The sequence below is a fragment of the Marivivens donghaensis genome (assembly GCF_011806565.1).
Lineage (GTDB): Bacteria > Pseudomonadota > Alphaproteobacteria > Rhodobacterales > Rhodobacteraceae > Marivivens > Marivivens donghaensis_A.
The window spans coordinates 51317-73818 of the sequence record NZ_JAATOP010000005.1; the positions used below are offsets into that span (position 1 = coordinate 51317).

27 protein-coding genes are annotated in these 22502 nt (G+C 61.1%); 18 read left to right on the forward strand and 9 right to left on the reverse strand.

From position 1 onward, the window contains the following. The first annotated feature begins 12 nt into the window (after positions 1-12). A complete protein-coding gene (locus HCZ30_RS08720) occupies positions 13-777 on the forward strand; it encodes a glycosyltransferase (RefSeq protein WP_167637907.1) in 765 nt (254 codons plus the stop codon). Beyond that, positions 774-1409: a glycosyltransferase family 29 protein gene (locus HCZ30_RS08725; RefSeq protein ID WP_167637908.1), complete on the forward strand. Its 636-nt coding sequence runs from the start codon at positions 774-776 to the stop codon at positions 1407-1409. Before HCZ30_RS08720 ends, HCZ30_RS08725 begins: the two co-directional genes overlap by 4 nt. Here HCZ30_RS08725 and HCZ30_RS08730 read toward each other — a convergent pair whose 3' ends face one another. Beyond that, a complete protein-coding gene (locus tag HCZ30_RS08730; RefSeq protein ID WP_167637909.1) occupies positions 1410-2876 on the reverse strand; it encodes a hypothetical protein in 1467 nt (488 codons plus the stop codon). It lies immediately after the preceding gene. Between the two features lie 62 nt (positions 2877-2938). Then, complete coding sequence (locus tag HCZ30_RS08735; RefSeq protein WP_167637910.1) at positions 2939-3967, reverse strand: N-acetylneuraminate synthase family protein; 1029 nt, start codon at positions 3965-3967, stop codon at positions 2939-2941. A 136-nt stretch (positions 3968-4103) separates the two neighbouring features. Between HCZ30_RS08735 and HCZ30_RS08740 the strand changes: the two genes are divergently transcribed. Next, complete coding sequence (locus HCZ30_RS08740) at positions 4104-4778, forward strand: tyrosine-protein phosphatase (protein ID WP_167637911.1); 675 nt, start codon at positions 4104-4106, stop codon at positions 4776-4778. Here HCZ30_RS08740 and moaA read toward each other — a convergent pair. After that, positions 4775-5779: a GTP 3',8-cyclase MoaA gene (gene moaA, locus HCZ30_RS08745; protein WP_167637912.1), complete on the reverse strand. Its 1005-nt coding sequence runs from the start codon at positions 5777-5779 to the stop codon at positions 4775-4777. The genes HCZ30_RS08740 and moaA overlap by 4 nt on opposite strands. A 108-nt stretch (positions 5780-5887) precedes the next feature. Between moaA and HCZ30_RS08750 the strand changes: the two genes are divergently transcribed. Next, the gene (locus HCZ30_RS08750) at positions 5888-6388 is read left to right on the forward strand and encodes a D-galactarate dehydratase (protein WP_167637913.1); all 501 of its coding nucleotides are present in this window, start codon (positions 5888-5890) and stop codon (positions 6386-6388) included. Here the strand turns inward: HCZ30_RS08750 and HCZ30_RS08755 are convergent. From HCZ30_RS08755 to glmU, 5 genes are read right to left on the reverse strand one after another with little or no spacing between them, the layout of a single operon-like run. Next, the gene (locus HCZ30_RS08755; protein WP_167638124.1) at positions 6376-7068 is read right to left on the reverse strand and encodes a DNA alkylation repair protein; all 693 of its coding nucleotides are present in this window, start codon (positions 7066-7068) and stop codon (positions 6376-6378) included. The two genes, HCZ30_RS08750 and HCZ30_RS08755, sit on opposite strands and share 13 nt — an antisense overlap. Beyond that, positions 7061-7654 carry a GNAT family N-acetyltransferase gene (locus tag HCZ30_RS08760; RefSeq protein ID WP_217703042.1) on the reverse strand — a complete coding sequence of 198 codons (594 nt, stop codon included), beginning with the start codon at positions 7652-7654 and terminating at the stop codon, positions 7061-7063. Before HCZ30_RS08760 ends, HCZ30_RS08755 begins: the two co-directional genes overlap by 8 nt. Then, positions 7654-8202, reverse strand: coding sequence for a pyridoxamine 5'-phosphate oxidase family protein (locus HCZ30_RS08765; RefSeq protein ID WP_167637914.1), 549 nt, complete (start codon positions 8200-8202; stop codon positions 7654-7656). The genes HCZ30_RS08760 and HCZ30_RS08765 overlap by 1 nt, the downstream gene beginning before the upstream one ends. After that, complete coding sequence (gene glmS, locus HCZ30_RS08770) at positions 8203-10020, reverse strand: glutamine--fructose-6-phosphate transaminase (isomerizing) (protein ID WP_167637915.1); 1818 nt, start codon at positions 10018-10020, stop codon at positions 8203-8205. A 1-nt stretch (position 10021) separates the two neighbouring features. After that, positions 10022-11377, reverse strand: coding sequence for a bifunctional UDP-N-acetylglucosamine diphosphorylase/glucosamine-1-phosphate N-acetyltransferase GlmU (gene glmU / locus HCZ30_RS08775; RefSeq protein WP_167637916.1), 1356 nt, complete (start codon positions 11375-11377; stop codon positions 10022-10024). A 114-nt stretch (positions 11378-11491) separates the two neighbouring features. Here glmU and HCZ30_RS08780 point away from each other — a divergent pair, with 114 nt between their 5' ends. The 4 genes from HCZ30_RS08780 to HCZ30_RS08795 all read left to right on the forward strand — a co-directional run bounded on the left by HCZ30_RS08780 (position 11492) and on the right by HCZ30_RS08795 (position 14437). Then, the gene (locus HCZ30_RS08780) at positions 11492-12154 is read left to right on the forward strand and encodes an HAD-IA family hydrolase (RefSeq protein WP_167637917.1); all 663 of its coding nucleotides are present in this window, start codon (positions 11492-11494) and stop codon (positions 12152-12154) included. Between the two features lie 39 nt (positions 12155-12193). Continuing rightward, a complete protein-coding gene (locus HCZ30_RS08785) occupies positions 12194-13399 on the forward strand; it encodes a DegT/DnrJ/EryC1/StrS family aminotransferase (protein WP_167638126.1) in 1206 nt (401 codons plus the stop codon). After that, positions 13396-13881: a hypothetical protein gene (locus tag HCZ30_RS08790; protein ID WP_167637918.1), complete on the forward strand. Its 486-nt coding sequence runs from the start codon at positions 13396-13398 to the stop codon at positions 13879-13881. Before HCZ30_RS08785 ends, HCZ30_RS08790 begins: the two co-directional genes overlap by 4 nt. 70 nt (positions 13882-13951) lie before the next feature. Continuing rightward, the gene (locus tag HCZ30_RS08795) at positions 13952-14437 is read left to right on the forward strand and encodes a hypothetical protein (RefSeq protein WP_167637919.1); all 486 of its coding nucleotides are present in this window, start codon (positions 13952-13954) and stop codon (positions 14435-14437) included. Here the strand turns inward: HCZ30_RS08795 and HCZ30_RS08800 are convergent. Beyond that, entirely contained in the window at positions 14434-15171 is a 738-nt protein-coding gene (locus tag HCZ30_RS08800) for a GGDEF domain-containing protein (RefSeq protein WP_167637920.1), read from the reverse strand. The genes HCZ30_RS08795 and HCZ30_RS08800 overlap by 4 nt on opposite strands. A gap of 169 nt (positions 15172-15340) precedes the next feature. Here HCZ30_RS08800 and HCZ30_RS08805 point away from each other — a divergent pair, with 169 nt between their 5' ends. From HCZ30_RS08805 to HCZ30_RS08850, 10 genes are all read left to right on the forward strand, one after another. Continuing rightward, positions 15341-15706: an NADH-quinone oxidoreductase subunit A gene (locus HCZ30_RS08805; protein WP_167637921.1), complete on the forward strand. Its 366-nt coding sequence runs from the start codon at positions 15341-15343 to the stop codon at positions 15704-15706. Further along, positions 15706-16230 carry a NuoB/complex I 20 kDa subunit family protein gene (locus HCZ30_RS08810; RefSeq protein ID WP_167638127.1) on the forward strand — a complete coding sequence of 175 codons (525 nt, stop codon included), beginning with the start codon at positions 15706-15708 and terminating at the stop codon, positions 16228-16230. The genes HCZ30_RS08805 and HCZ30_RS08810 overlap by 1 nt, the downstream gene beginning before the upstream one ends. Positions 16231-16239: 9 nt before the next feature. Continuing rightward, a complete protein-coding gene (locus HCZ30_RS08815; RefSeq protein ID WP_167637922.1) occupies positions 16240-16845 on the forward strand; it encodes an NADH-quinone oxidoreductase subunit C in 606 nt (201 codons plus the stop codon). Then, the gene (locus tag HCZ30_RS08820; protein ID WP_167637923.1) at positions 16845-18059 is read left to right on the forward strand and encodes an NADH-quinone oxidoreductase subunit D; all 1215 of its coding nucleotides are present in this window, start codon (positions 16845-16847) and stop codon (positions 18057-18059) included. Before HCZ30_RS08815 ends, HCZ30_RS08820 begins: the two co-directional genes overlap by 1 nt. A 62-nt stretch (positions 18060-18121) precedes the next feature. Continuing rightward, on the forward strand, positions 18122-18391 hold the full coding sequence (locus HCZ30_RS08825) for a hypothetical protein (protein ID WP_167637924.1): 270 nt from the start codon (positions 18122-18124) through the stop codon (positions 18389-18391). 58 nt (positions 18392-18449) lie between these two features. Then, positions 18450-19544, forward strand: coding sequence for an NADH-quinone oxidoreductase subunit NuoE (nuoE, locus tag HCZ30_RS08830; protein WP_167637925.1), 1095 nt, complete (start codon positions 18450-18452; stop codon positions 19542-19544). A 118-nt stretch (positions 19545-19662) separates the two neighbouring features. Continuing rightward, positions 19663-20304, forward strand: coding sequence for a hypothetical protein (locus HCZ30_RS08835; protein WP_167637926.1), 642 nt, complete (start codon positions 19663-19665; stop codon positions 20302-20304). After that, positions 20304-20528 (forward strand): DUF5337 domain-containing protein, encoded by a 225-nt coding sequence (locus HCZ30_RS08840; RefSeq protein ID WP_167637927.1) that lies wholly within the window; start codon positions 20304-20306, stop codon positions 20526-20528. The genes HCZ30_RS08835 and HCZ30_RS08840 overlap by 1 nt, the downstream gene beginning before the upstream one ends. 3 nt (positions 20529-20531) lie before the next feature. Further along, positions 20532-21812 (forward strand): NADH-quinone oxidoreductase subunit NuoF, encoded by a 1281-nt coding sequence (gene nuoF, locus HCZ30_RS08845; protein WP_167637928.1) that lies wholly within the window; start codon positions 20532-20534, stop codon positions 21810-21812. 293 nt (positions 21813-22105) lie between these two features. Continuing rightward, positions 22106-22501, forward strand: coding sequence for a DUF5333 domain-containing protein (locus HCZ30_RS08850; RefSeq protein ID WP_167637929.1), 396 nt, complete (start codon positions 22106-22108; stop codon positions 22499-22501). Position 22502 lies beyond the last annotated feature (1 nt).

The window sequence follows — 22502 nt, forward strand, 5'->3', positions numbered from 1 at the left end:
GACGGAGGCGTTATGGAACGCGTAGTGATGTGCATGAAATGGGGTACGCTTTACGGCCCCGACTACGTGAACGTGCTGTACCGCGCGGCAAAGGCCAATATCACCGGCCCGTTCCGCTTTGTCTGTCTGACCGACGACACCGACGGCTTCCTGCCCGAGATCGAAGCCTTTCCGATCCCCGATCTGGGCCTTACCGATTTCGACTGGAAAAAAGGTGGCTGGCCGAAAATTTCGGTGTTCCAGCGTGACCTCTACGGTCTGACGGGACGCTGCCTGTTCGTTGACCTCGACACGGTGATTTGCGGATCGCTCGACGAGATGTTCGACTACCCCGCCGATTTCGTGGGCATCGACACCGGCCCGACGTGGGGCAAGCCGACGTCGGACGGAAAGCCTCTGCTTGGCACCGGTATCTTCGTGTTCAACCTCGGCCAGTACCCCGAGATCGTGGACGAATTCGTGGCCGATCCGCAGGCGGTTGTGACCAAATACCGGATCGAACAGATCTACGTGCAGGACCGTATCGAGGGCATTGAATATTGGCCTGCCGACTGGGTGCGCAGCTTCAAATACCACCAGCGCCAGCCCGCGCTGGTCGGCCTCGTCGTGCCGCCCAAAGCGCCGACCGCCAAGAACAAGATCATCGCGTTCCACGGCGATCCTCGCCCGATCGAGTTGGTCAATGGCGGTCTGTGGGGGATTGCGCCGCACCTCGGCTATGGCCGCGTGAAGTGGGCCTACGACTACTGGACCGGCAACGGCGGAAAGCCTCAATGAGCAAGCTGAGCGCATGGCCTCGCCGCTATCTTTGGCAAGCGCCGCGCGGCTGGGTTCTGAAACTGACCGGCAATTCGGACGCGCGGATGCGCGATGCCATCGCAGGTAAATCGGTGTGCATCGTGGGGAACGCGAAATCTCTTCTGGCGACCGACTTCGGCGCGGAGATCGACGCGCATGACGTGATCATCCGCCTGAACAAAGGCTTTGTCACCACGCCTGCCGCCCAAGGCACCCGCACCGATATGGTCGGCCTGACGCCCGAATTGACCGAGGCCGAAACGGCCGAGAAATTCCAGCCGCGCTATTTCCTGATGCTGATCCCCAAGATGCGGCATTACCGTTTTTACGGGCGGCAAAACGTGCGGAACACGCTGTTCTACCGCTTCCGCGACTGGCTGGACGACCGTAACCTGATCGGTCGCCGTCCGTCTTCGGGCTTTATGGCGATCAGCTGGATGGTCCGTCTGGGCGCTGCGAAGTCGATCACGCTCTACGGTTTCGACTTCGGCGCGACGCCGACCTACTACAATCCCGACGGCTACAAGACGCCGCACAACTACGACCGCGAACGCGAGATCGTGCTGGGCTGGGAAAAGGAAGGGCGGATCAGGATCGTCCGCCCCGCCTGATCATTTGTGGAACGTCAGCGGCACGTCGCCCTTGAGCAGGCCGAGCGTGGTGCGAGCGACTTCTTCGAGGTTCTCCTCGGCGTCATAGCTTTCGGTATTCTCCAGATACACCTGTTCGATCACGCCGTGGTGGCAGCGGGCGAGTAGCGCGCCCGCTTCCTTGCACAGCTGGTCGTGGTCGAAGGTCGACGCGGCGACGGCCTCGAAATCCATGCCTTCCTCGAAACGGTGAATACCAGGCAGGCGCTTGTACCACGCGTTGCCGAAGATCACCGCAGGGCGCCCCTTGCGGACGGCTTCCCACGCGGCGGTGCCGGTGACGGTCGCGACGAACTGCGCGCGGTCGGAGAGTTCATGCGTCGACAGGTCGGACGGCACAAACTTCACGCCCTTTATCCGGTTCAGGCGGTGCCAGAACAGCGGTCCGCGGGCATATGCGCCCTGACGCGGGTTCTCTTTGACGAGGATTTCCCAGCCATCGGGCAGATGGCGGGCGAGCGCTTCGATCATCAAGACCTGATCGCGCCACGGCCCGCCGAGCGCCGAGGTCGACATCTCCGGCTGGTTATGGAGCGGGACGTAGATGAACTTGCCCGACAGGTCGATGTCCTGATTTTCATACTGCGCGAGGTGCTCGAAATAGGCCAGTTCGCTCTCGTGGAAGAACTTCGCGAAAGGATCGCGCCAGTCGGGTAGGGCGCCGTAGATCGCCTTCATCCGCTTGAGTGTCCGCACGATGTAAGCGGGGTTCAGCAGTTTCGCGGGGTCTTTGCGCAGCATGTAGGTTATGAAGTTGCCGACAGCCTTGCGGTTCAGTTTGCCGCGCGTGGATTCTTTCTGCCAGCGGTCGTCCATGTAGAACAGATGCGGCTTGGAGCCTTTCTCGATCTCCATCGGGGGCGCGTCCGAGCCCGCAGCCTCGAAATCACCGAGGTCTTCGATCTTTTCGACCGAGAAATAGAGCGAGGGGAAAATCGTCTGGCACAGCACGATGGTCTTCAGCCCCATCGCCTTCGCGACCTGATAGAGCACCGTGTCATAGCCGAGGTGCGGGACGTTGTAGAACAGCGCGTGCGTCGCGCCGCTGTCCGCGATCTGCTGGGCCACGGCGTCGGTCAGGATGTGATAGTAATCCAGATAATCCTGAAGGTTGTTCAGGTCATGCGAGCGGTACTGGTAGGCGGGACCGGTGCGGTGGAACTGGTCCACGGCGGTTTCCATCATGCGGCGGAATTCGTCGGAGCCGAGAAGTTCGAAATTCGCGCCTTTGACGACGTGATCCTTCATCAGATGGCCCATCTTTCCGTCGCGGACTTCCATCCGTTGCAGGCAGGGCGCGTGGAAATCGGCATCGCGGTCGCCGAAGTGGAGGGCGATTTCCACCTCTCCGTTCGACATTTCGACCAGCCGGTCCATGAAGGCTTTACGGTGTTTGCCGCGCGCGTCGCAAAGAAGTCGGATGGTCATATGTCACACTGCCGATTGGTCTCGGCAGTGTGGATAGCATAGCTCATTGCGGATTAAACTGATTAATCCAGAAATTCCCAACGAAGTTGCTGGTTGCGCGTCACGGCGCGGTTCAGCTTTTTACCGACGACTTCGTCGAACTTGTAACCGGGGATTTCGCCCGAACCCGGACGGCGGGCCCAGATGTCCTCTTCGCCGATAACGTGCCCTTCGGGAAGGTCCTTATCGGCGACGACCGATGCGCGGGCAAAGGCGTAGACGGGCTCTTCAGCCTCGGTGCGCTGCTTGGGATTGTTGGCTGCGACCCAGATTTCCTTGGAGCGGTCAACGATGTGGCGCAGTTCCGACGGGTCCATCGAATTGATGATGTCGGGGCCCTTGCGGTAGCGCGTATCGGTGTAGTGACGTTCGAGGATGCAGGCACCCAGCGCGACGGAAGCCAGCGCCATTTCCGGCCCGATCGAGTGGTCGGAGAAGCCGACGACAGCATTCGGGAATGCGTTTTTGAGGTCGGTGACACCGCGCAGTGACACGATCTCTGCAGGCGAGGGGTAGAGGTTGGTGCATTCGAGCAGCGCGTACTCGACGCCTTCGTCCTCGAGGATCTGGACCGACGCACGGATGGTTTCGATCGTCTGCATACCGGTCGACATGATGACCGGCTTTCCCTTGCGGGCGATGTGACGGATGAGCGGCAGGTTGTCCGCTTCGCCCGAACCGATCTTGTAGGCAGGCACGTCCAGCGTTTCGAGGAAATCACATGCCGCGCGGCTGAACGGGGTCGAAATCCAGATCATGCCGAGCTCTTCGGTGTAGCGCTTAAGCTCCGCTTCGTCCTCCTGCGACAGGGCGCAGGCTTCCATGACGTGCCAGATCGACACATCGGCGTTCGGCGGAAAGATCGACTTGGCCTCTTCGGTCATTTCGTCTTCGATTATGTGGGTCTGGTGCTTGATCATCTCGCAACCGGCTCCGGCAGCGAGGCGCACCATTTCCTTGGCCACGGACAGGTCGCCGCCGTGGTTGATGCCGATTTCGGCTATAACGAGCGGGGGATGATCGGGTCCGATCTTGCGGCCTGCGATTTCCATGAAATGCCTCCATTCAATGTTGCGTTCAGGAGTATGTGCTAACGCTGCGCTCTTCAATTGCGTTTTCGTTGCGCAGCGGTTGCAATTCAAAGCCATGTACCTCATGTGACACCCGCAACTGCAAAGAGGGGCCGCAATGGTCAAAAAGCTCGTCCAGAGGATCAAGGCTTGGGAGAAAGCCAAGCATAAATCCTACGAACGGCCCATCGAAACCGACGAGGACCGCGCCCGCGCGCAGTTTTTCGCCAAGTGGATCGACCACGGTTTCCTGCGCACGCGCTGGACCAACTTTGTGCAGATTGCCCCCGGTGTTTACCGCTCCAACCACCCGCATCCCGAAAGGGTCGAGGGGTTCAAGGCGATCGGCATCAAGACGCTGCTGAACCTGCGCGGCGGTAAATTGATCCCGACATCGCTGCTGTCGGCAGAGGCCGCGACCAAGCACGGCATCACCCCGATCACCGTCGGCATGTCCGCGCGCGCCGCGCCGCGGGCCGAGACGGTTCTTCAATTGCTCGACGTGTTCGAGACCATCGAAAAGCCGTTCGTGATGCACTGCAAATCGGGCGCGGACCGCACGGGGCTGGCGTCTGTCATCTACCTCTACGAATTCGAGAAGCTGCCGAAAGAAGTCGCGATGAAGCAGCTCAGCGCGCGCTACTGGCACTTCAAATGGTCGAAAACGGGCGTGCTGGACCTGTTCCTCGAAAGCTACTTCAAACGGCACGAGGAAACGGGCATCTCCATGCGGGACTGGCTCCAGGCGGAGTACGACCGCGAAGCGACCGACAGGGCGTTCCGGAAAGGTTAACCGCCCGTGTGGCTCATGTGGCGGGACACGCGGCCATCGACGCTCTGACGTGAGTAGTCGAAATCGTGGCCTTTGGGCTTCAGCCCGATGGCGCGGCGGATCGCGGCTTCGAGGTGCGCATCATCGTCCGATGCACGGAGCGGAGCGCGCAGGTCCGAATGGCCTTCCTGACCAAGGCAGGTGTAGATCTCTCCGGTACAGGTGATCCGCACGCGGTTGCAGCTTTCGCAGAAATTATGGGACAGCGGCGTGATGAAACCGATCTTCTGGCCGGTCTCCTCAAGACGGACATAGCGGGCAGGGCCGCCCGACCGTTCGGCCAGATCTGTGACGGTGAAGTTCTTCTCCAGCTCGCCGCGCAGATCGCGCAGGGACCAGTACTGGCCAAGACGGTCCTCGTTCCCGATATCGCCCATCGGCATGACCTCGATAAAGGTCAGGTCAATGTCACGCTCGGCGCACCACGACTGGATGTCGAACAGCTCGTCTTCGTTGAAGCCCTTGAGCGCCACGCAGTTCAGTTTGACACGCAGACCCGCAGCCTGCGCCGCGTCGATGCCCTTCAGCACTTGGGGCAGGCGGCCCCAGCGGGTGATGTCGGCGAATTTCTTTTCGTCCAGCGTATCGAGCGACACGTTGATCCGTTTGACCCCCGCATCCGCCAGATCCTGCGCGTATTTCGCAAGCTGGCTGCCGTTGGTCGTGACGGTCAGTTCCTTCAGCGCGCCCGAGTCCAGATGGCGGGTCATCGAGCGGAAGAACGTCATGATATCGCGGCGCACCAGAGGCTCGCCGCCAGTGATGCGCAGCTTCTCGACTCCGAGGCCGATGAAGGTGCTGCACAAACGGTCGAGTTCTTCGAGCGTCAGCAGGTCTTTCTTGGGCAGAAACTGCATGTTTTCGGACATGCAATACACGCAGCGAAAGTCGCACCGGTCCGTGACGGAAACACGGAGGTAGCGGATGGCACGGTCGAAGGGATCAAGGAGTGGCTGCGTCATGGAACGAAGGTAGGGCCGCCCTATGTGGGGTGCAAGGAAGAAGATTGCACGATGGGCTGGACTTAGGTCGGGCGCGCCTCACATCTTGGCTACCGGAGGTTACATATAATGAATTTCAAACCTGTTTTTGCCGCAACTGCATTTGCACTCACCGTTGCCGGCTGTACCAATATGGCGGTCGAAGAGCCCGCTCCCGCCCCAGAACCGGCACCCGTTCTGGAGCCGATGCCCGAGCCGCCCGTCATGACCGAAAGCGGCTTCCCGTCCCGCGCGCCGTCCGCACTGCCGGGCACCAGCGCAACACCGATCGGCAGCTACGACACCGCATCGAACGAAGAGCGCGCAGCTGCGACCTCCGAACCGACCGGCAATGCCGCTCTGGGCACCACGCTCGCAACGCTCGGCTCGCCGACCGAAACGGGCTACTGGGTCAAAACGGACCTCGTGGCCTCCGCCCAATCGGGCAGCGTGGCCTACAACGGCAAGACCGTGAACGTCGAACTGCGTCCGCTCACCGGTAGCGGCGGCAGCCAGCTCAGCCTGTCGGCGATGCGCGAGTTGGGCGCACCGCTCACCGATATCGTGGAAGTTCAGGTTTACGCGGGCTGATCTTTCTTGATCAGGCGCAGCGCCTCCTTGCGGGCAAAGGCTTTCATGTCCTGCCCGTGCTCGTCGATAAATGCGCGGACCCGCTCAGGGTCGCGCTTCGACAGATCGCGAAGCCACCAGCCGATGGCCTTCTGGATGAACCAGTCGCGATCCTCGACATAGCCAGCCGCCCAGCCCAGAACGCGCTCGCGGATGGCGATGTCTTCTTCCTTCGGAAACTTGATCTTGGTCCACGGCAGCGTCATTACGAGCGCTGCACGTTTGGTCCACATATGCTCCGAGGTCGTCCATGCCTCCAGATCGTCGATGCGTGACGGATCGGCGACGAGGCGCTTTTCGCCCGCCTTGCTAACGTGATCGGCAATCGCCCAGCCGTCGAAATCGGGCACCCACGATTTGATCAGGTCCCACGCGCCTTCATCCTCTGGACGGATGCGCGCCTGTTCCAGCATCTTGGCCGCCAGAATGCGGGCTTCGTGGATGTTTGACTCCCAAAGGCCCTGACAGATCTCCAGACGCTCCTCGAGCGTGACCTGTTCGCGGATTTCCTTGGCGATGTCCGTCAGCAACGGCACCTTCACAGCCAGAACATCGCGGTTCGTTTTGTGGTAGGCTTTCAGCTCGGGCACATCGGCAGGTTCGCCAAGGGCGCGCAGGCGGATGATCAGGGTTTTATGCATCACGCGGCTTTTCCAGTTTGTAGGTGAGGTGCTGGCGGATGGTCGGCCATTCGTGGTTCAGGATCGAATAGACCGCCGTGTCGCGGATCATGCCGTCCTTGCCGATCTTGTGCGAGCGCAGGATGCCGTCGAGCTTTGCGCCGAGGCGTTCGATCGCCGCACGGCTCTGGTGGTTCATGAAGTGTGTGCGGAATTCGACCGCGATGCAGTCCAGTTCCTCGAACGCGTGACCGAGCAGCAGGCGCTTGGCCTCGGTGTTCATTGGGCCGCGCTGGACGGCCTTGCGATAGAATGTGTGACCAATTTCCAAGCGGCGGTTGGTGGCGTCGATGTTCACGTATGTCGTCATGCCGACCGCTTTGCCATCGGGGGTGCAGATGACGAAAGGCAGCATCGCGCCGGCCTCTTGCAGACCCAGACGGCGCTCGATTTCGGCGTCGACACCTGCGACGGCCGGAATGGCGGTGTACCAGAGGTTCCACAGCTCGCCGTCGGCAACGGCCTCACGGATATCGTCAGCGTGGTCGCGCGAAAGGGGTTCGAGCACGACGTGCGTGCCGCGAAGCGTGACAGGTTGTGGCCACATCAGAGGTGTTCTTTCATTCCGGTGTCTTTGTTGTCGATCGTCAGGAGGTTCTTCTCCTCCCAGTAATCGTGGATGCCTTCGGCGCCCTTGGTCTCGCTCCATTTGTCGAGCGTGTCGCGCTGACCTTTGAAGTCGAAGTAGGGGACGGCGTAGCCACAGGAGGTCTGCACCATCTCCACGGTCATGTCGTAGATCTGGCGCGCGCCGATGTGCGGCGTGAAGTGCGCGTCAAGCTCTGCCCATTCCGCATCGTCGCGGTGGATGGTCTTGGCCGAGCCGTAGGCGCGCAGGATCAGCGGCTGGCTTTCAAAGCCGCACCACATCACGGTCATGCGGTTGACGCCCCGCAGGTGCGCCGCGGTTTCGTTGCCCGAACCGGTCAGGTTCCGCCAGATCAGGCGGTTCGGACCGAGGATGCGAAGCGCGTCGCTGCCCTTGGGCGAGACGTTGACGCGTCCATCTACATCGGCGCTGCCGACAAAGAACATGTGCTGCTTTTCAACGAACTTGCGGGTGTGATCTTCGAAACCTGCGAACTGTTTTGCCATTTACTCCACCGTGACCGACTTTGCGAGGTTACGCGGCTGGTCCACATCGGTGCCTTTGGCGACAGCCGTATAGTAGGCGAGCATCTGCGCGGGCAGCGCATAGAGGACGGGCGACAGGAACGGGTCGACCTCGGGCATGACGAGGCTTTCCCACACGCCGTCACCGGCTTCTTCGATGCCCTTCGCGTCCGAAATCAGCAGCACACGTCCGCCGCGCGCCATGACCTCCTGCATGTTGGAAATCGTCTTGTCGAACAGACCGTCACGCGGCGCCATCACGATAACCGGAACGTGCTTGTCCACCAGCGCGATAGGGCCGTGCTTCAGTTCGCCCGACGCATAGGCTTCGGCGTGGATGTAGCTGATTTCCTTGAGTTTCAGCGCGCCTTCAAGGGCCAGCGGATACATGATGCCGCGACCGAGGAAAAGGATGTCCTTCGCCTCCGCCAGCTTCAGCGCCAGCGCCTCGCAGCGGCTTTCGATGGTCAGGGCGGAGTTCATCAGACCCGGCAGCGAACGGAGCGCGGCGATGCGCTCGGCCAGTTGTTCGTCATTCAGACGGCCACGCTGGCGGGCCGCTTCGAGCGCCAGAACCGCAAGCGTCATCAGCTGGTTGGTGAACGCTTTGGTCGAGGCCACGCCGACCTCGACGCCAGCGAGGATCGGCAGCACCAGATCGCTTTCACGCGCGATGGAGCTTTCGGTCGAGTTCACGGCTGCAACGATCTTGTCCGCTTTGCCCGCGCAGTAGCGCAGCGCGGCGAGGGTATCGGCGGTCTCGCCCGACTGGCTGACGAACAGCGCTACGGTGCCGTCGGTGATCGGGGGCTCGCGGTAGCGGAATTCGGAGGCCACGTCGATTTCGACCGGAATGCCGGCGACCTGCTCGAACCAGTATTTGGCGACGTAGCAGGCATAGAACGCCGTGCCGCAAGCGACCATGGTCAGGCGGTTGATCGCGGTGAAGTCGAGGCCCGCGTCAGGCAGGACGATTTCATTGCGGCGGATGTAGTGGTTCAGAACCTCGGTCGAAACGGTCGGCTGCTCGGCGATTTCCTTCGCCATGAAGTGCTTGTAGCCACCTTTGTCGATGTTGGTGTTCGCGATGCTGACCTTCTTGACGGCGCGGGAGACCTGCTCGCCGTTCAGATCACGGATTTCCAGCGTCTCGCGGGTCAGGATCGCCCAGTCACCTTCTTCGAGGTAGGTGATGCGGTCGGTGAGCGGGGACAGCGCAATCGCGTCCGAGCCGACGAACATCTCGCCGTCGCCGTGACCGATGGCTAGCGGAGAGCCCTGACGGGCGGCAATCATCAGATCGTTTTCGCCCTCAAACAGCAGACAGATCGCATAGGCGCCTTCGAGGCGGCCGATGGTTTCCTTCGCGGCTTCACGCGGGGCAAGCCCCTGATCGAGGTAATACTGCGCCAGCATCGCCACGGTTTCTGTATCCGTGTCGGTCGCGTGGCCCATTCCGGCCTTGGCGAGGAACTCACGCAGTTCGCGGAAGTTCTCGATGATGCCGTTGTGGACGACAGCCACAGGGCCCGAACGGTGCGGGTGCGCGTTTTCGATGGTCGCAGCGCCGTGGGTTGCCCAGCGGGTGTGACCGATGCCCGATTTGCCCGCGAGCGGTTCGTGCACCAGAAGGTCCGACAGGTTCGCCAGCTTGCCGACGGCGCGGCGGCGATCCAGATGACCTTCGCAAACAGTCGCGATGCCCGCGCTGTCATAGCCGCGATATTCGAGCCGCTTGAGGGCTTCGACCAGCAGAGGGGCAGCCTCGTGGTTGCCCAGAACTCCTACGATGCCACACATATCAGGCTCCTTTGGTCTGCTTGGCTTTCTTGGCCAGCAGCATATCGAAAAGTTTGCTTGCGAAACCGGCTTTGTTTTCCTGATGGGTGCGGCCGATGGCCATTGCGTCGTCGGGAATGTCCTTGGTCACGACGGTGCCGGTCGCGGTCATGGCGCGGTTGCCGACGGTGACGGGGGCGACCAGCATGGTGTCCGAGCCGATGAAGGCGTCAGCACCGATGGTGGTCTTGTGCTTGAAGACACCATCGTAGTTACAGGTGATCGTGCCTGCGCCGACGTTGGTGCGGCGACCGATGGAGGCATCACCGATGTAGGACAGGTGGTTCACCTTCGCGCCTTCGTCGATAACGGCGTTCTTGATCTCGACGAAGTTGCCGATGTGGGTGTCCTCGTTCAGCTCCGCACCGGGGCGGAGGCGGGCGAAGGGGCCGACCATCGCGCCGCGGCTGACGTGGCACCCTTCGAGGTGCGAGAACGCGCGAATTCGGGCACCCGATTCAATGGTGACGCGCGGGCCGAAGACCACGTTGGGCTCGATGATCGCGTCGCGACCGATGACGGTGTCATGGGCGAAAATCACGGTCTCGGGCGCGTGCATGGTGACGCCGTTGTCCATCGCCTCGTTGCGCATGTTGGTCTGGAACATGACCTCTGCGCGGGCCAGTTCGGCGCGGGTGTTGACGCCCAGTGTTTCTTCTTCGGGGCAGCGGACCACGGTGGCGTTCAGGCCGTCCTCGCGGGCGAGGCCTACGACGTCGGTCAGGTAGTATTCGCCCGACGCGTTGTCGTTGCCGACCTTGTCGAGAAGGCCAAAAAGCGTGACCGCGTCAGCGCAAAGAACGCCGGAGTTACAAAGGCTTATGGCGCGCTGTTCGTCCGTTGCGTCCTTGAATTCGACGATGGCCTTGAGGTCGTCGCCTTCGGTTTCCAGACGGCCATAGCGGACGGTCGGATCGAACACGTCGAAGCCCAGCACGACGACATCATGGGTGCGGCGCGCCCACAGCATCTTCTCCAGCGTTTCGGTCGTGATGAACGGCGTGTCACCATAAAGAACAAAGACGTCGCCTTCGAAGCCCTCCAGCGCCTCGCGGGCTTGCAGCACAGCGTGGCCGGTGCCGAGCTGTTCGGCCTGAAGCGCCACAGCGGTATCGGGGTTCCAGTCCTTCACGGCCTTCTCGACGCGTTCGGCACCGTTGCCGGTGACGACGACGATGCGTTCGGGGTCCAGAGCCTCTCCGGCCTTCATGGCGTGTACGACGAGCGGGGCGCCGGCGACTTCGTGCAGAACCTTCGGGGTGTCCGAGTTCATGCGCGTGCCCATGCCGGCAGCCAGAACGATAAGTGAAATGCTCATATCGGCCTCTAAATAATTTTGCCTGTGTATGGCGTCAGCCATCCCATACCGCAAGGTTTGGGGGTTCACATCACCTTTCCGTTCGTTACACCTAGGAAAAAATACAGGATCATCATGCCTACAGTAGTTTTCGACCTCGATGGAACGCTGGCCGATACGAGCCGCGATCTGGTGAATGCGGCCAACCACTGCTTCCGCGGTCTGGGCCTTGGCGATGTGCTCGACCCTGTATCGGATGCGGGAACGGCGCTGCGGGGCGGGCGGGCGATGCTGACGCTCGGGTTTTCGCGCACCCAGAGCCATCCGCCCGAAGAGATCGACCGCCAGTATCCGATCCTGCTGGAGGCGTACGGCAATGATATCTGTACCCACACGGTGCTCTATCCCAATGCGATGCAGGCAGTGTCCGAGCTGAAGGACGCGGGTTTCAAGGTGTCGATCTGCACCAACAAACCGCAGGGTCTGGCGATTGATGTGCTGACCAAGCTGGGCGTGCTGAGCGAGTTCCATTCGCTGATCGGCGCGGACACGCTGCCCGTTCGCAAACCCGACCCCGAGCCCCTGCGCGAAGCGGTCCGCCGTGCTGGCGGTGATCCTGCGCGATGCCTGCTCGTGGGCGATTCCGATACCGACTTCAAAACCGCCCGGGCGGCAGGTGTTCCGTCGGTGCTGGTGACGTTCTCGCCCGCGGGCCGCTCGGTTGCCGCATTGGGGCCTGATGCTTTGCTGGACGATTTTTCCGACCTTCCGGCAATTGCGGCGCGGCTGATCGGCTGAGCCCTTGACCGTATCGGGCGGATGATCCACCGTCCGCCCATGGACGAGATTTTCAAAGGTAAATTCACCCAGCAGGAGCCGATCCCCAACGAGGGGATCGCAGCCGCCATCGACGTCATGCAAAGCGGTCGCTTGCACCGCTACAACACGATCGACGGAGAGATCGCGCAGGCCGCCCAGTTGGAAGAGGAGTTCGCCGCGCAGGTCGGTTCCCGCTACTGTCTCGCGGTCGCTTCGGGCGGCTACGCGCTGACCACGGCGATGCGCGCTTCGGGCGTGAAGCCGGGCGATACGGTCCTGACGAATGCCTTCACCTTGGCCCCGGTGCCGGGCGCGATTGCCTCGATTGGCGCGACCCCGATCTATGTCGGCGTGACCGAAGGTCTGGTCATCGACCTCGACGATCTGCGGGCCAAGGTCAGCCGCTCGAAATACCTACTGCTCTCCCACATGCGCGGGCATATCTGTGACATGGACGAGCTGATGCGCATCTGCGGCGCGGCTGGTGTTACCGTGATCGAGGACTGTGCGCACACGATGGGCGCCAACTGGAACGGCACGCCGTCGGGGCGCTTCGGGCATTTCGGCTGCTATTCGACGCAGACCTACAAGCACATGAACTCGGGCGAGGGCGGTCTGCTGGTGTCCGATGATGCCGAAGCGATGGCCCGCGCGATTATGCTCTCGGGCAGCTACATGCTGTTCGACCGCCACCGCGCCGCGCCGCCGCCCGAGACGTTCAAGCGGATCAAATACGAAACGCCGAATATCTCTGGCCGGATGGACAACCTGCGCGCCGCGATCCTGCGGCCTCAGTTGCGCAGGCTCTCCGAGCAATGCGGCAAGTGGAACGCCCGTTATCGCGTGGTCGAGGCGGGGCTGAAAGCGACCCCCGGTCTGTCACTGATCGAAAGACCCGAGGAAGAGGGCTTTGTCGCCTCATCCTTCCAGTTCCTGCTGCTCGACTGGGATGCGCGCCAGATCAAAGAGGTCGTCGACCGCTGCGCCAAGCGCGGGGTCGAGATCAAATGGTTCGGCGGGGCGGAGCCCACGGGCTTTACCTCTCGCTATGACAGTTGGCAGTACGCGCCCTATGAACGGATGCCCGCGACCGACCGCGTGCTGAGCGGCATTCTGGACCTCAGGTTGCCGTTGACCTTTTCCCTCGATGATTGTGCAATGATCGCCCGTATCATTCGCGCCGAAGTGAGCGCTGTCTGGCAACAGGAGGCCGCCGACCAGTGACCCGTGAGGAGGTAGAGGAGGAAATCCGCGCCGATCTGGCGAAGCTGAACTGTGCCCAGAGTAACTTCAGCCTTCCCGATTGCGCGCCCGCCGATCCGCATGTGCTGGGGCAGGGGCCTGAATTCACATATGTCTATCGCGATACCCGGCGCACTGTGGACGGGGCCGAGCTGGTGTTTCTGTTCGTCGAACAGATGACTGTAAAGCTGGTGCGTGATGCCGAAGAACTGACCCGCGCGGCGAAAAAAGCCGGACTGTTGGCGCGACTTCGCACGAAGCGCGGCGGGTTCGGGTGCGGGGCGGATAACTACTCGCGCCAGACTTGGATGGAGGGCCACGTCCGCCTGATGTCCGCCGTTCACGAAGGCTGGGGCACCCGCGTTGCGCTGAACTACGAGATGATGCTGCGCAAATTCCCCCTCACGCAAGAAGAGCGGACGAACAGCCGCAAGCTCGATCTGTCGGCCTACGGCGTCGAATGACGATTCGAATTGCCGCATTGATCGCGCTGGGTAATTCGCGGATATAGCGGCAACTGACCGAGAGGACGCTATGGCCAAGATGCCCGAAGAGGGCCGTTTCGAATACGGCAAGATGGACAAGCACACCGGCGCGCAGTGGGTTCACGTCACGCCCGAAATGGCGCGCGCGCATCCTCAGGGGCGTCTGAACCTCGCGCTGTGGCTGATCGTGATGGTCTTCGCGCTGATCGGTTTCACTTTCATCTATGGCTTTTTCGTCGCCGGCGGTGTCACGAGCCTGATCCAAGGGCTGCTCGCGCTCTTCACTGCAATCACGCTGGCCATGCGTGCGCCGATTGCGGTTATGCTGGCTGCCGCGCAGATCTTCCTCAATATTCTGCTCCAGCTTTTAGGCGGTACGTTGAAGGACCTGAGCAACATGAGTCCCGAATACGGCATTCTGACGCTCGTGATCCTCATCTTCTCCGGCCTTTCTCTGTTCTACCTGATCGAAGGCGAGCGTCCGAACCTGATCTATCGCCATCGGTTCCGCTCCTATCGCGGCAAGCAGGACTAAGCGGCCCTGTAGCACGCGCGGCCTTCGGATTTGGCGCGAGTCAGCGCCGAGTCGGCCGCGTTGAGCGCTTCGTCCAGCGTCGTGTGCGGGCCGGCGCGCGTCATCCCGACCGAAAAGGTGAGCGGCACGCGGCTCGATCCGCAGTTGATCGACGTGCCTTCGCTCAGCCGCTTTGCCACTTTCTCAGCATCGGCCACCGATAGCCCCGGCATGAAGATTGCGAATTCTTCGCCGCCGAGCCGTCCGATCTCGTCGGTGTGACGGATAAACCCGCGGATATGTTCGGCCAGCGTTTCGAGGCACATGTCCCCCACCGTATGCCCGTATTCATCGTTGATGCGCCTGAAATTGTCGGCGTTGAGCAACAGCATCGTGCCCGTCGAACGGGTCAGCGCCTCTGCCGCGCGCTTCACGAACGTGGGGCGGTTGGGAAAGCGGGTCAGCAGGTCGGTCTCGGATAGCAGCGCCATCCGGTCGACCATTTGCAGGTGATTGTTGCGCTGCCAGACCACCAGAGCCACGAGGGGCAGGGCGGTCAGGGCGCAAAGGACCAGCCATCCGAGCTCTCCGCCGCCGAAGATGTGGGTGATCCTGTGGCCCCCGCCGACCGTAGAAATGAACAAAGCCAGCAGGCAGAGCCCTGCGGCGATCATGGTCATCGGTGTGCGCGGCGAGAGGAGGGTGTGAATGACTCGCAATTCGATGGTCTCCGTCGAAACTTGAGCCGAAAGCATAGCAATTGTTCCTTAATGCCTGATTACCGGCAAGGAATCTGTGTTTAGGGATCAAAAACCGGCCCTCCGGAGCCGCGCCTTGGTTGACCCTCTGCCGCCCTAGCGGTAAAGCCATGACAAACATACGGACCCGCAGCGGTGCGGGGCGTGCCTTGAGAAAGGACAAATCGTGGAAGACATGCTTCGCGAATATCTCCCCATCGTCGTTTTTATCGGCCTGGCAATCGTGCTCGGCCTGATTCTGGTGCTTGCAGCGGTGATTGTCGCTGTGCGTAACCCCGATCCGGAAAAAGTGTCGGCCTACGAATGCGGCTTTAACGCATTCGACGACGCGCGGATGAAATTCGACGTGCGCTTCTACCTCGTCTCGATTCTTTTCATCATCTTCGACCTCGAAGTCGCGTTCCTGTTCCCTTGGGCGGTCGCATTCAAGGATCTGAGCATGGTTGGTTTCTGGTCGATGATGGTGTTCCTCGCCGTGCTCACCGCCGGCTTTGCATATGAATGGAAGAAGGGAGCTCTGGAATGGGAGTGATGACCGGCGCCAACACGGCTGGCGTGGACAAGGAAGTCGTCACGCAGGGCCTGAACCGCGAGCTGCAGGACAAGGGTTTCCTTGTCACCTCGACGGCTGACGTTATCAACTGGGCCCGTACCGGCTCGCTGCACTGGATGACCTTCGGTCTGGCCTGCTGCGCTGTCGAGATGATGCACACCTCGATGCCGCGCTACGACATCGAACGTTACGGTACCGCACCGCGCGCATCCCCGCGCCAGTCGGACCTGATGATCGTTGCAGGCACGCTGACCAACAAGATGGCTCCGGCGCTCCGCAAGGTGTACGACCAGATGCCGGAACCGCGCTACGTGATCTCGATGGGGTCGTGCGCGAACGGCGGTGGGTACTACCACTATTCCTACTCGGTGGTTCGCGGCTGTGACCGCATTGTTCCGGTCGACGTTTACGTTCCGGGCTGCCCTCCGACCGCCGAAGCTCTGATGTATGGTATCCTCCAGCTTCAGCGCAAAATCCGCCGCACCGGCACAATCGTGCGTTAAGGAGCCGATATGTCCGAAGCACTCAAAGAGCTGGGCGCACTGCTCGAACTGAAAAAGACCGACGCCGTCGTGTCGTGGGATGTCACCCACGGCGAGCTGAACGTCGATGTCGCCCCGTCGCAACTGGTGGCCTTCGTCGAGTTTCTGAAGACCGACGCGTCCTGCCAATTCTCGTCGCTGGTCGACATCACTGCGGTCGACTATCCGGGCCGTGCCAAGCGTTTCGACGTCGTTTACCACTTCCTGTCGATGTACCAGAACCACCGCATCCGCCTGCGCGTTTCGGTGCGCGAGGACCAGATGGTTCCGTCGATCGTCGACGTTCACCCCTCGGCCAACTGGTTCGAGCGTGAAGTGTTCGACATGTTCGGCATTCTCTTCTCGGGTCACCCCGACCTGCGCCGCATCCTGACCGACTACGGTTTCCGTGGTTATCCGCTGCGCAAGGACTTCCCGACCACCGGTTACACCGAAGTTCGCTACGACGAAGCGCAGAAGCGCGTTGTCTACGAGCCGGTAAAGCTGGTTCAGGAATACCGTCAGTTCGATTTCATGTCCCCGTGGGAAGGTGCTGAATACATCCTTCCGGGCGACGAAAAGGAAGGGGCCAAGTGATGGACGGCGCCAAAGGTTTCGAAGACGCCCTGACCGGCGAACAGAAAATCCGCAACTTCAACATCAACTTCGGTCCGCAGCACCCTGCGGCACACGGCGTTCTGCGTCTGGTGCTCGAACTTGACGGCGAGATCGTCGAGCGTTGCGACCCGCATATCGGCCTGCTGCACCGTGGCACCGAAAAGCTGATGGAAAGCCGCACGTACCTGCAAAACCTGCCGTACTTCGACCGCCTCGACTACGTGGCGCCGATGAACCAGGAGCACGCATGGTGCCTCGCGATCGAAAAGCTGACCGGCGTCGAAGTTCCGCGCCGCGCTTCGCTGATCCGTGTTCTCTACTCAGAAATCGGCCGCGTTCTGAACCACCTTCTGAACGTGACCACTCAGGCTATGGACGTTGGTGCGCTGACGCCGCCGCTCTGGGGCTTCGAAGAGCGCGAAAAGCTGATGATCTTCTACGAACGCGCCTGCGGTGCCCGCCTCCACGCGGCGTACTTCCGTCCCGGCGGTGTTCACCAGGATTTGCCTGACGCGCTGCTCGACGACATCGATGCTTGGGCCGATCACTTCCCGAACGTTCTGGACGATATCGACGGCCTGCTGACTGAAAACCGCATTTTCAAGCAGCGTAACGTCAACATCGGCATCGTGAACGAGCAGGAAATCCAGGATTGGGGCTTCTCGGGCGTTATGGTCCGTGGTTCGGGCCTCGCTTGGGACCTTCGCCGTGCGCAGCCTTACGAATGCTACGACGAGTTCGAGTTCCAGATCCCCGTCGGCAAGAACGGCGACTGCTATGACCGCTACCTCGTCCGTATGGAAGAGATGCGCCAGTCGACCTCGATCATCAAGCAGGCCACTGCCAAGCTGCGCGTCGAGCGCGGTGACGTTCTGGCCCGCGGCAAGATCACTCCGCCGAAGCGTAGCGATATGAAGACCTCGATGGAATCGCTGATCCATCACTTCAAGCTCTACACCGAAGGCTTCCACGTCCCCGAGGGCGAGGTTTACGCTTGCGTTGAAGCCCCGAAGGGTGAATTCGGCGTCTACCTCAAGGCCGACGGCACCAACAAGCCGTACCGCGCCAAGCTGCGCGCACCGGGTTACCTGCACCTGCAGGCGATGGACCACATCGCGACCGGTCACCAGCTGGCCGACGTGGCTGCGATCATCGGTACGATGGACGTCGTGTTCGGCGAGATCGACCGCTAAACAGTTTGCGCCGCCGACCTTTCGGGGTCGGCGGTCTTCTGTCCTACGGAAAGGGCAGTGAAATGAGAAAGAACATCGCCGGTATCGCGCTTGCCCTCGTGGCGACTGCGGCGCTGGCCGGAAGTCAGGAAAACGTTGACGCGCTGGTCGTTGCGATAGAAAACGGCGGCTGTGTCATGACCAACGAAAACCGCGCCACCATTCTGGCGGCATCGCGGTTGACCGAGGAAGAGGCTTTCGACGCGGAACAGACGCTTTATGCCGAAGGTCTCGCGGTTCTCGAACCAAACGGGAGCATGTCGCTCCAGACAGGGACGTGTAGCGCGTCCTGACACTTAGAAACCAAGGCTGTGCGCAGCGCGCCGCCGCCAAGACCGGAGCCAGAGCCTGATGCTTCGCCGTTTGCACCACGAACAGCCCGCTTCTTTTGCCTTTACGGCTGAAAACCAAGCCTGGGCCGAAGCCCAGATGACCAAATATCCCGAAGGCCGTCAGGCTTCGGCGATCATTCCGCTTCTGTGGCGTGCCCAAGAACAAGAAGGCTGGCTGACCCGTCCGGCAATCGAATACATCGCGGACATGCTCGGCATGGCGTACATTCGTGCGCTCGAAGTCGCGACCTTCTACTTCATGTTCCAGCTCCAGCCGACCGGTTCGATCGCTCACATCCAGATCTGCGGCACCCTGTCGTGCATGATCTGCGGTGCGGAAGACTTGATCGCCGTCTGCAAAGAGAAGATCAACGCTCATCCGTTCACGCTGTCGGCTGACGGCAAGTTCACGTGGGAAGAGGTCGAATGCCTCGGTTCCTGCACGAACGCGCCGATGGCCCAGATCGGCAAGGACTATTACGAAGACCTCACCGCCGACAAACTGCGCTGGCTGCTCGACGAGCTGGCCGCCGGTAACGTTCCGGTTCCGGGACCGCAGAACGGCCGCTATGCAGCAGAGCCGCTGTCCGGCCTGACCTCGCTGACCGACCACGAAAGCGGCAAGCAGCAGTACAACGCTTCGGCCCAGCTGGCTGTCGACATCGGCGACACCGTCAAGCGTATCGACGGCACCGAAGTTCCGCTGCTGACCCCGTGGCTCGGCAAGCAGGGCACCGCGAAGGCGACCCAGAAGCAGATCGAAGAAAACGAACCGAAGCCTGCCGAAGGCAAGCCGGTCGACGAAACCGGTGTGACCGTTCAGGAAGCCACCGTCGACGGCAACGGCCGTCCGGAAGCCGACGTTCAGGTCGAAGGCACCCAGCCCGAACTGCTCGACGCTCCGCGTGACGGCGGCGCCGACGATCTGAAAAAGATCGCCGGCATCGGTCCGAAAGCCGAAGAGCAGCTGAACGGCATCGGTGTCTACCACTACGCCCAGATCGCTTCGTGGAGCGAAGACGAGGCGACCTGGATCAACACCCGCCTGAACTACAAAGGCCGCGTCGAGCGTGAAAACTGGATCGGCCAAGCCAAGGATCTGGCTGGTAACTGATTGGTAGGGCAGGGAAAACTCTGCCCCGTTCCATCGGGCCGCTTTTCACAGGAGTAGGATCATAACCCGTTCCGCATCGACCACTGCCTGCCAGCGCAACTGCTGGATCGCCGCTGCGGTGATCGGGCTGATCGCTGCTGTCTTGTCGGGTTTCGGTCTGGTGATGGCGATCATCGCTGGCATCATCGTCGGCGCGGTCGCGGGTTTCTTGCTGAACTACTTCTTTTGTGACGACGAAGCGCCAGAGGCCGAAGAGCCTGTGGAAGTCGCCGAACCCGAAGTGGTGGTGGAACCCGAAGTGGTTGCCGAGCCCGATCCGGAGCTTCCAGAAAGCGATGAGACAGGCATCGCACCCGAGGTCTCCGAAGCCGCCGAAGCTATCACGACCGAAGTCGAAATCGAGCCCGCGCAAGGCACCGACGATGGCGAGGACGAAGGCACGACCGCTGACGAAGTGACAGGCGAAGGAGTCCGCCCTGCTGCGCTCGACGAGCCGCGTGAAGGCGATGCCGACGACCTCAAGGTCATCGAAGGCATCGGCCCGAAGCTCGAAGCGACGCTGAATATGAACGGCATCTATCATTACGATCAGATTGCCGCGTGGACCGACGAAGAAGTCGTGTGGATGGACAACAACCTCCCCCGCTTTAAAGGCCGCGTGACCCGCGACAACTGGGTCGAACAAGCTAAACTGGTGCTGAAACTCGGCGTTGCCGGTTTCCGCGCTCGCGCCAAAACCAACGATGTTGAAGGTCAGTAATGCCGAACGACCCGAAAAATGCTAGTGGTGCAGACGGACGGCGCGCGGCGCTGTTTCTCGCCGGTGTCGGCATCTTCTGGATCGTCGCGACTTTTGTTGGCCGGCAACTGGGGCTGTCCCAAAGGACGCGCGCCCTTTTCGATCTTATAGCCCTTGCAGGTTTTGTCTGGGCTTTATGGATGACTTATGGCATCTGGCGCTCACGCCAGAATGATGAAGGATGAGCCATGCTCAAGGATCAGGACCGGATTTTCACCAATATCTATGGTATGCATGAACGCACTCTGAAGGGTGCGATGTCTCGTGGCCATTGGGACGGTACGGCAGGTATCATCCAGAAGGGCCGTGACTGGATCATCGACGAGATGAAGGCTTCGGGTCTTCGCGGCCGTGGCGGTGCGGGCTTCCCCACCGGTCTGAAGTGGTCCTTCATGCCCAAGGAATCGGACGGTCGTCCGTCGTACCTCGTCGTGAACGCCGACGAATCGGAGCCGGGCACCTGTAAGGACCGCGAGATCATGCGCCATGATCCGCACACCCTGATCGAAGGCTGCCTGATCGCGTCCTTCGCAATGAACGCACACGCTTGCTACATCTACCTGCGCGGCGAATACATCCGTGAGCGCGAGGCGCTTCAGGCTGCTATCGACGAAGCCTACGACGCGGGTCTTCTGGGCAAGAACGCTGCCGGTTCGGGCTATGACTTTGATCTCTACCTGCACCACGGTGCTGGCGCTTACATCTGCGGCGAAGAAACCGCGCTTATCGAAAGCCTCGAAGGCAAGAAGGGTATGCCCCGCATGAAGCCGCCGTTCCCGGCTGGCGCGGGCCTCTACGGCTGCCCGACCACCGTGAACAACGTCGAATCGATTGCTGTTGTGCCGACTATCCTGCGCCGCGGCGCGTCGTGGTTCTCGGGCTTCGGTCGTCAGAACAACGCTGGCACCAAACTGTTCGCGATCTCGGGCCATGTGAACAATCCGTGCGTCGTCGAAGAAGAGATGTCGATCTCCTTTGAAGAGCTGATCGAAAAGCACTGCGGCGGCATCCGTGGCGGCTGGGACAACCTGCTGGCCGTTATTCCGGGTGGCTCGTCCGTTCCCTGCGTTCGCGGCGAGAAAATGAAAGACGCCATCATGGACTTCGACTACCTGCGCGGCGAACTCGGTTCGGGCCTCGGCACCGCAGCCGTCATCGTGATGGACAAGTCGACCGACATCATCAAAGCGATCTGGCGCCTGTCGAAGTTCTACAAGCACGAGAGCTGCGGCCAGTGCACCCCGTGCCGTGAAGGCACCGGCTGGATGATGCGCGTGATGGAGCGTCTCGTTCAGGGCAACGCTTCGGTCGAAGAAATTGATATGCTGTTCAACGTGACCAAGCAGGTCGAAGGACACACGATTTGTGCGCTCGGCGACGCTGCTGCATGGCCGATTCAGGGTCTGATCCGCAACTTCCGCGACGTGATCGAAGACCGCGTGAATGGCAAGAGCATCGCTGCTGAATAATTAAGCAGAACAGTGACTTACCGTAAGGCAGCCTTCGGGCTGCCTTTTGCGTTTCTGTGCATTCTCGCAGGTCGGGAAAACCACTATCGTATTCAGATGCTCTGATGTGTAGTGACGTCTGGTTCGTCTTGCGACGGGCGCTAGTCCACTCACGGACCAAGCGGCCTGCACTCTGGAAAACAGGGGCAGGCCGCGGCTCCTTTCGGCCTCTGCAATCACGTTTTGGCGGGGTGATATTGAATAGCGGTAGGTGTCGCTCCATTTCTTGCCCCGCATTCAACGAAAGGACGACCATGCGCAGACTCATTCTTCCGACCCTGCTTGCAGCGACTATCGCAACGGCGTCGGGCGCGCAGACGCCGCTCAAGGACGTGACTGAAATCAGCGAGGGCCTGATTGCCGCCGGTATGGCAATCGAAATCGCCGACAATTGCGACAACATCAGCGTTCGCCTGATCCGTGGGTATTCCTACCTCAACGGCCTTAAAAGCCGTGCCCGCGATCTGGGCTACAGCGCTGACGAGATTGATGCCTACGTGGACGACAAGGTTGAGAAAGCCCGCCTCGAAGACATCGCCCGCGAGCGCCTTGCCACAAAGGGTGCAGTGTCCGGAAACAACGCGACCTATTGCGCCGTAGGGCAGGCCGAAATGGCCGCGAACACGACCGTCGGTTCGTTAATCCACTGAA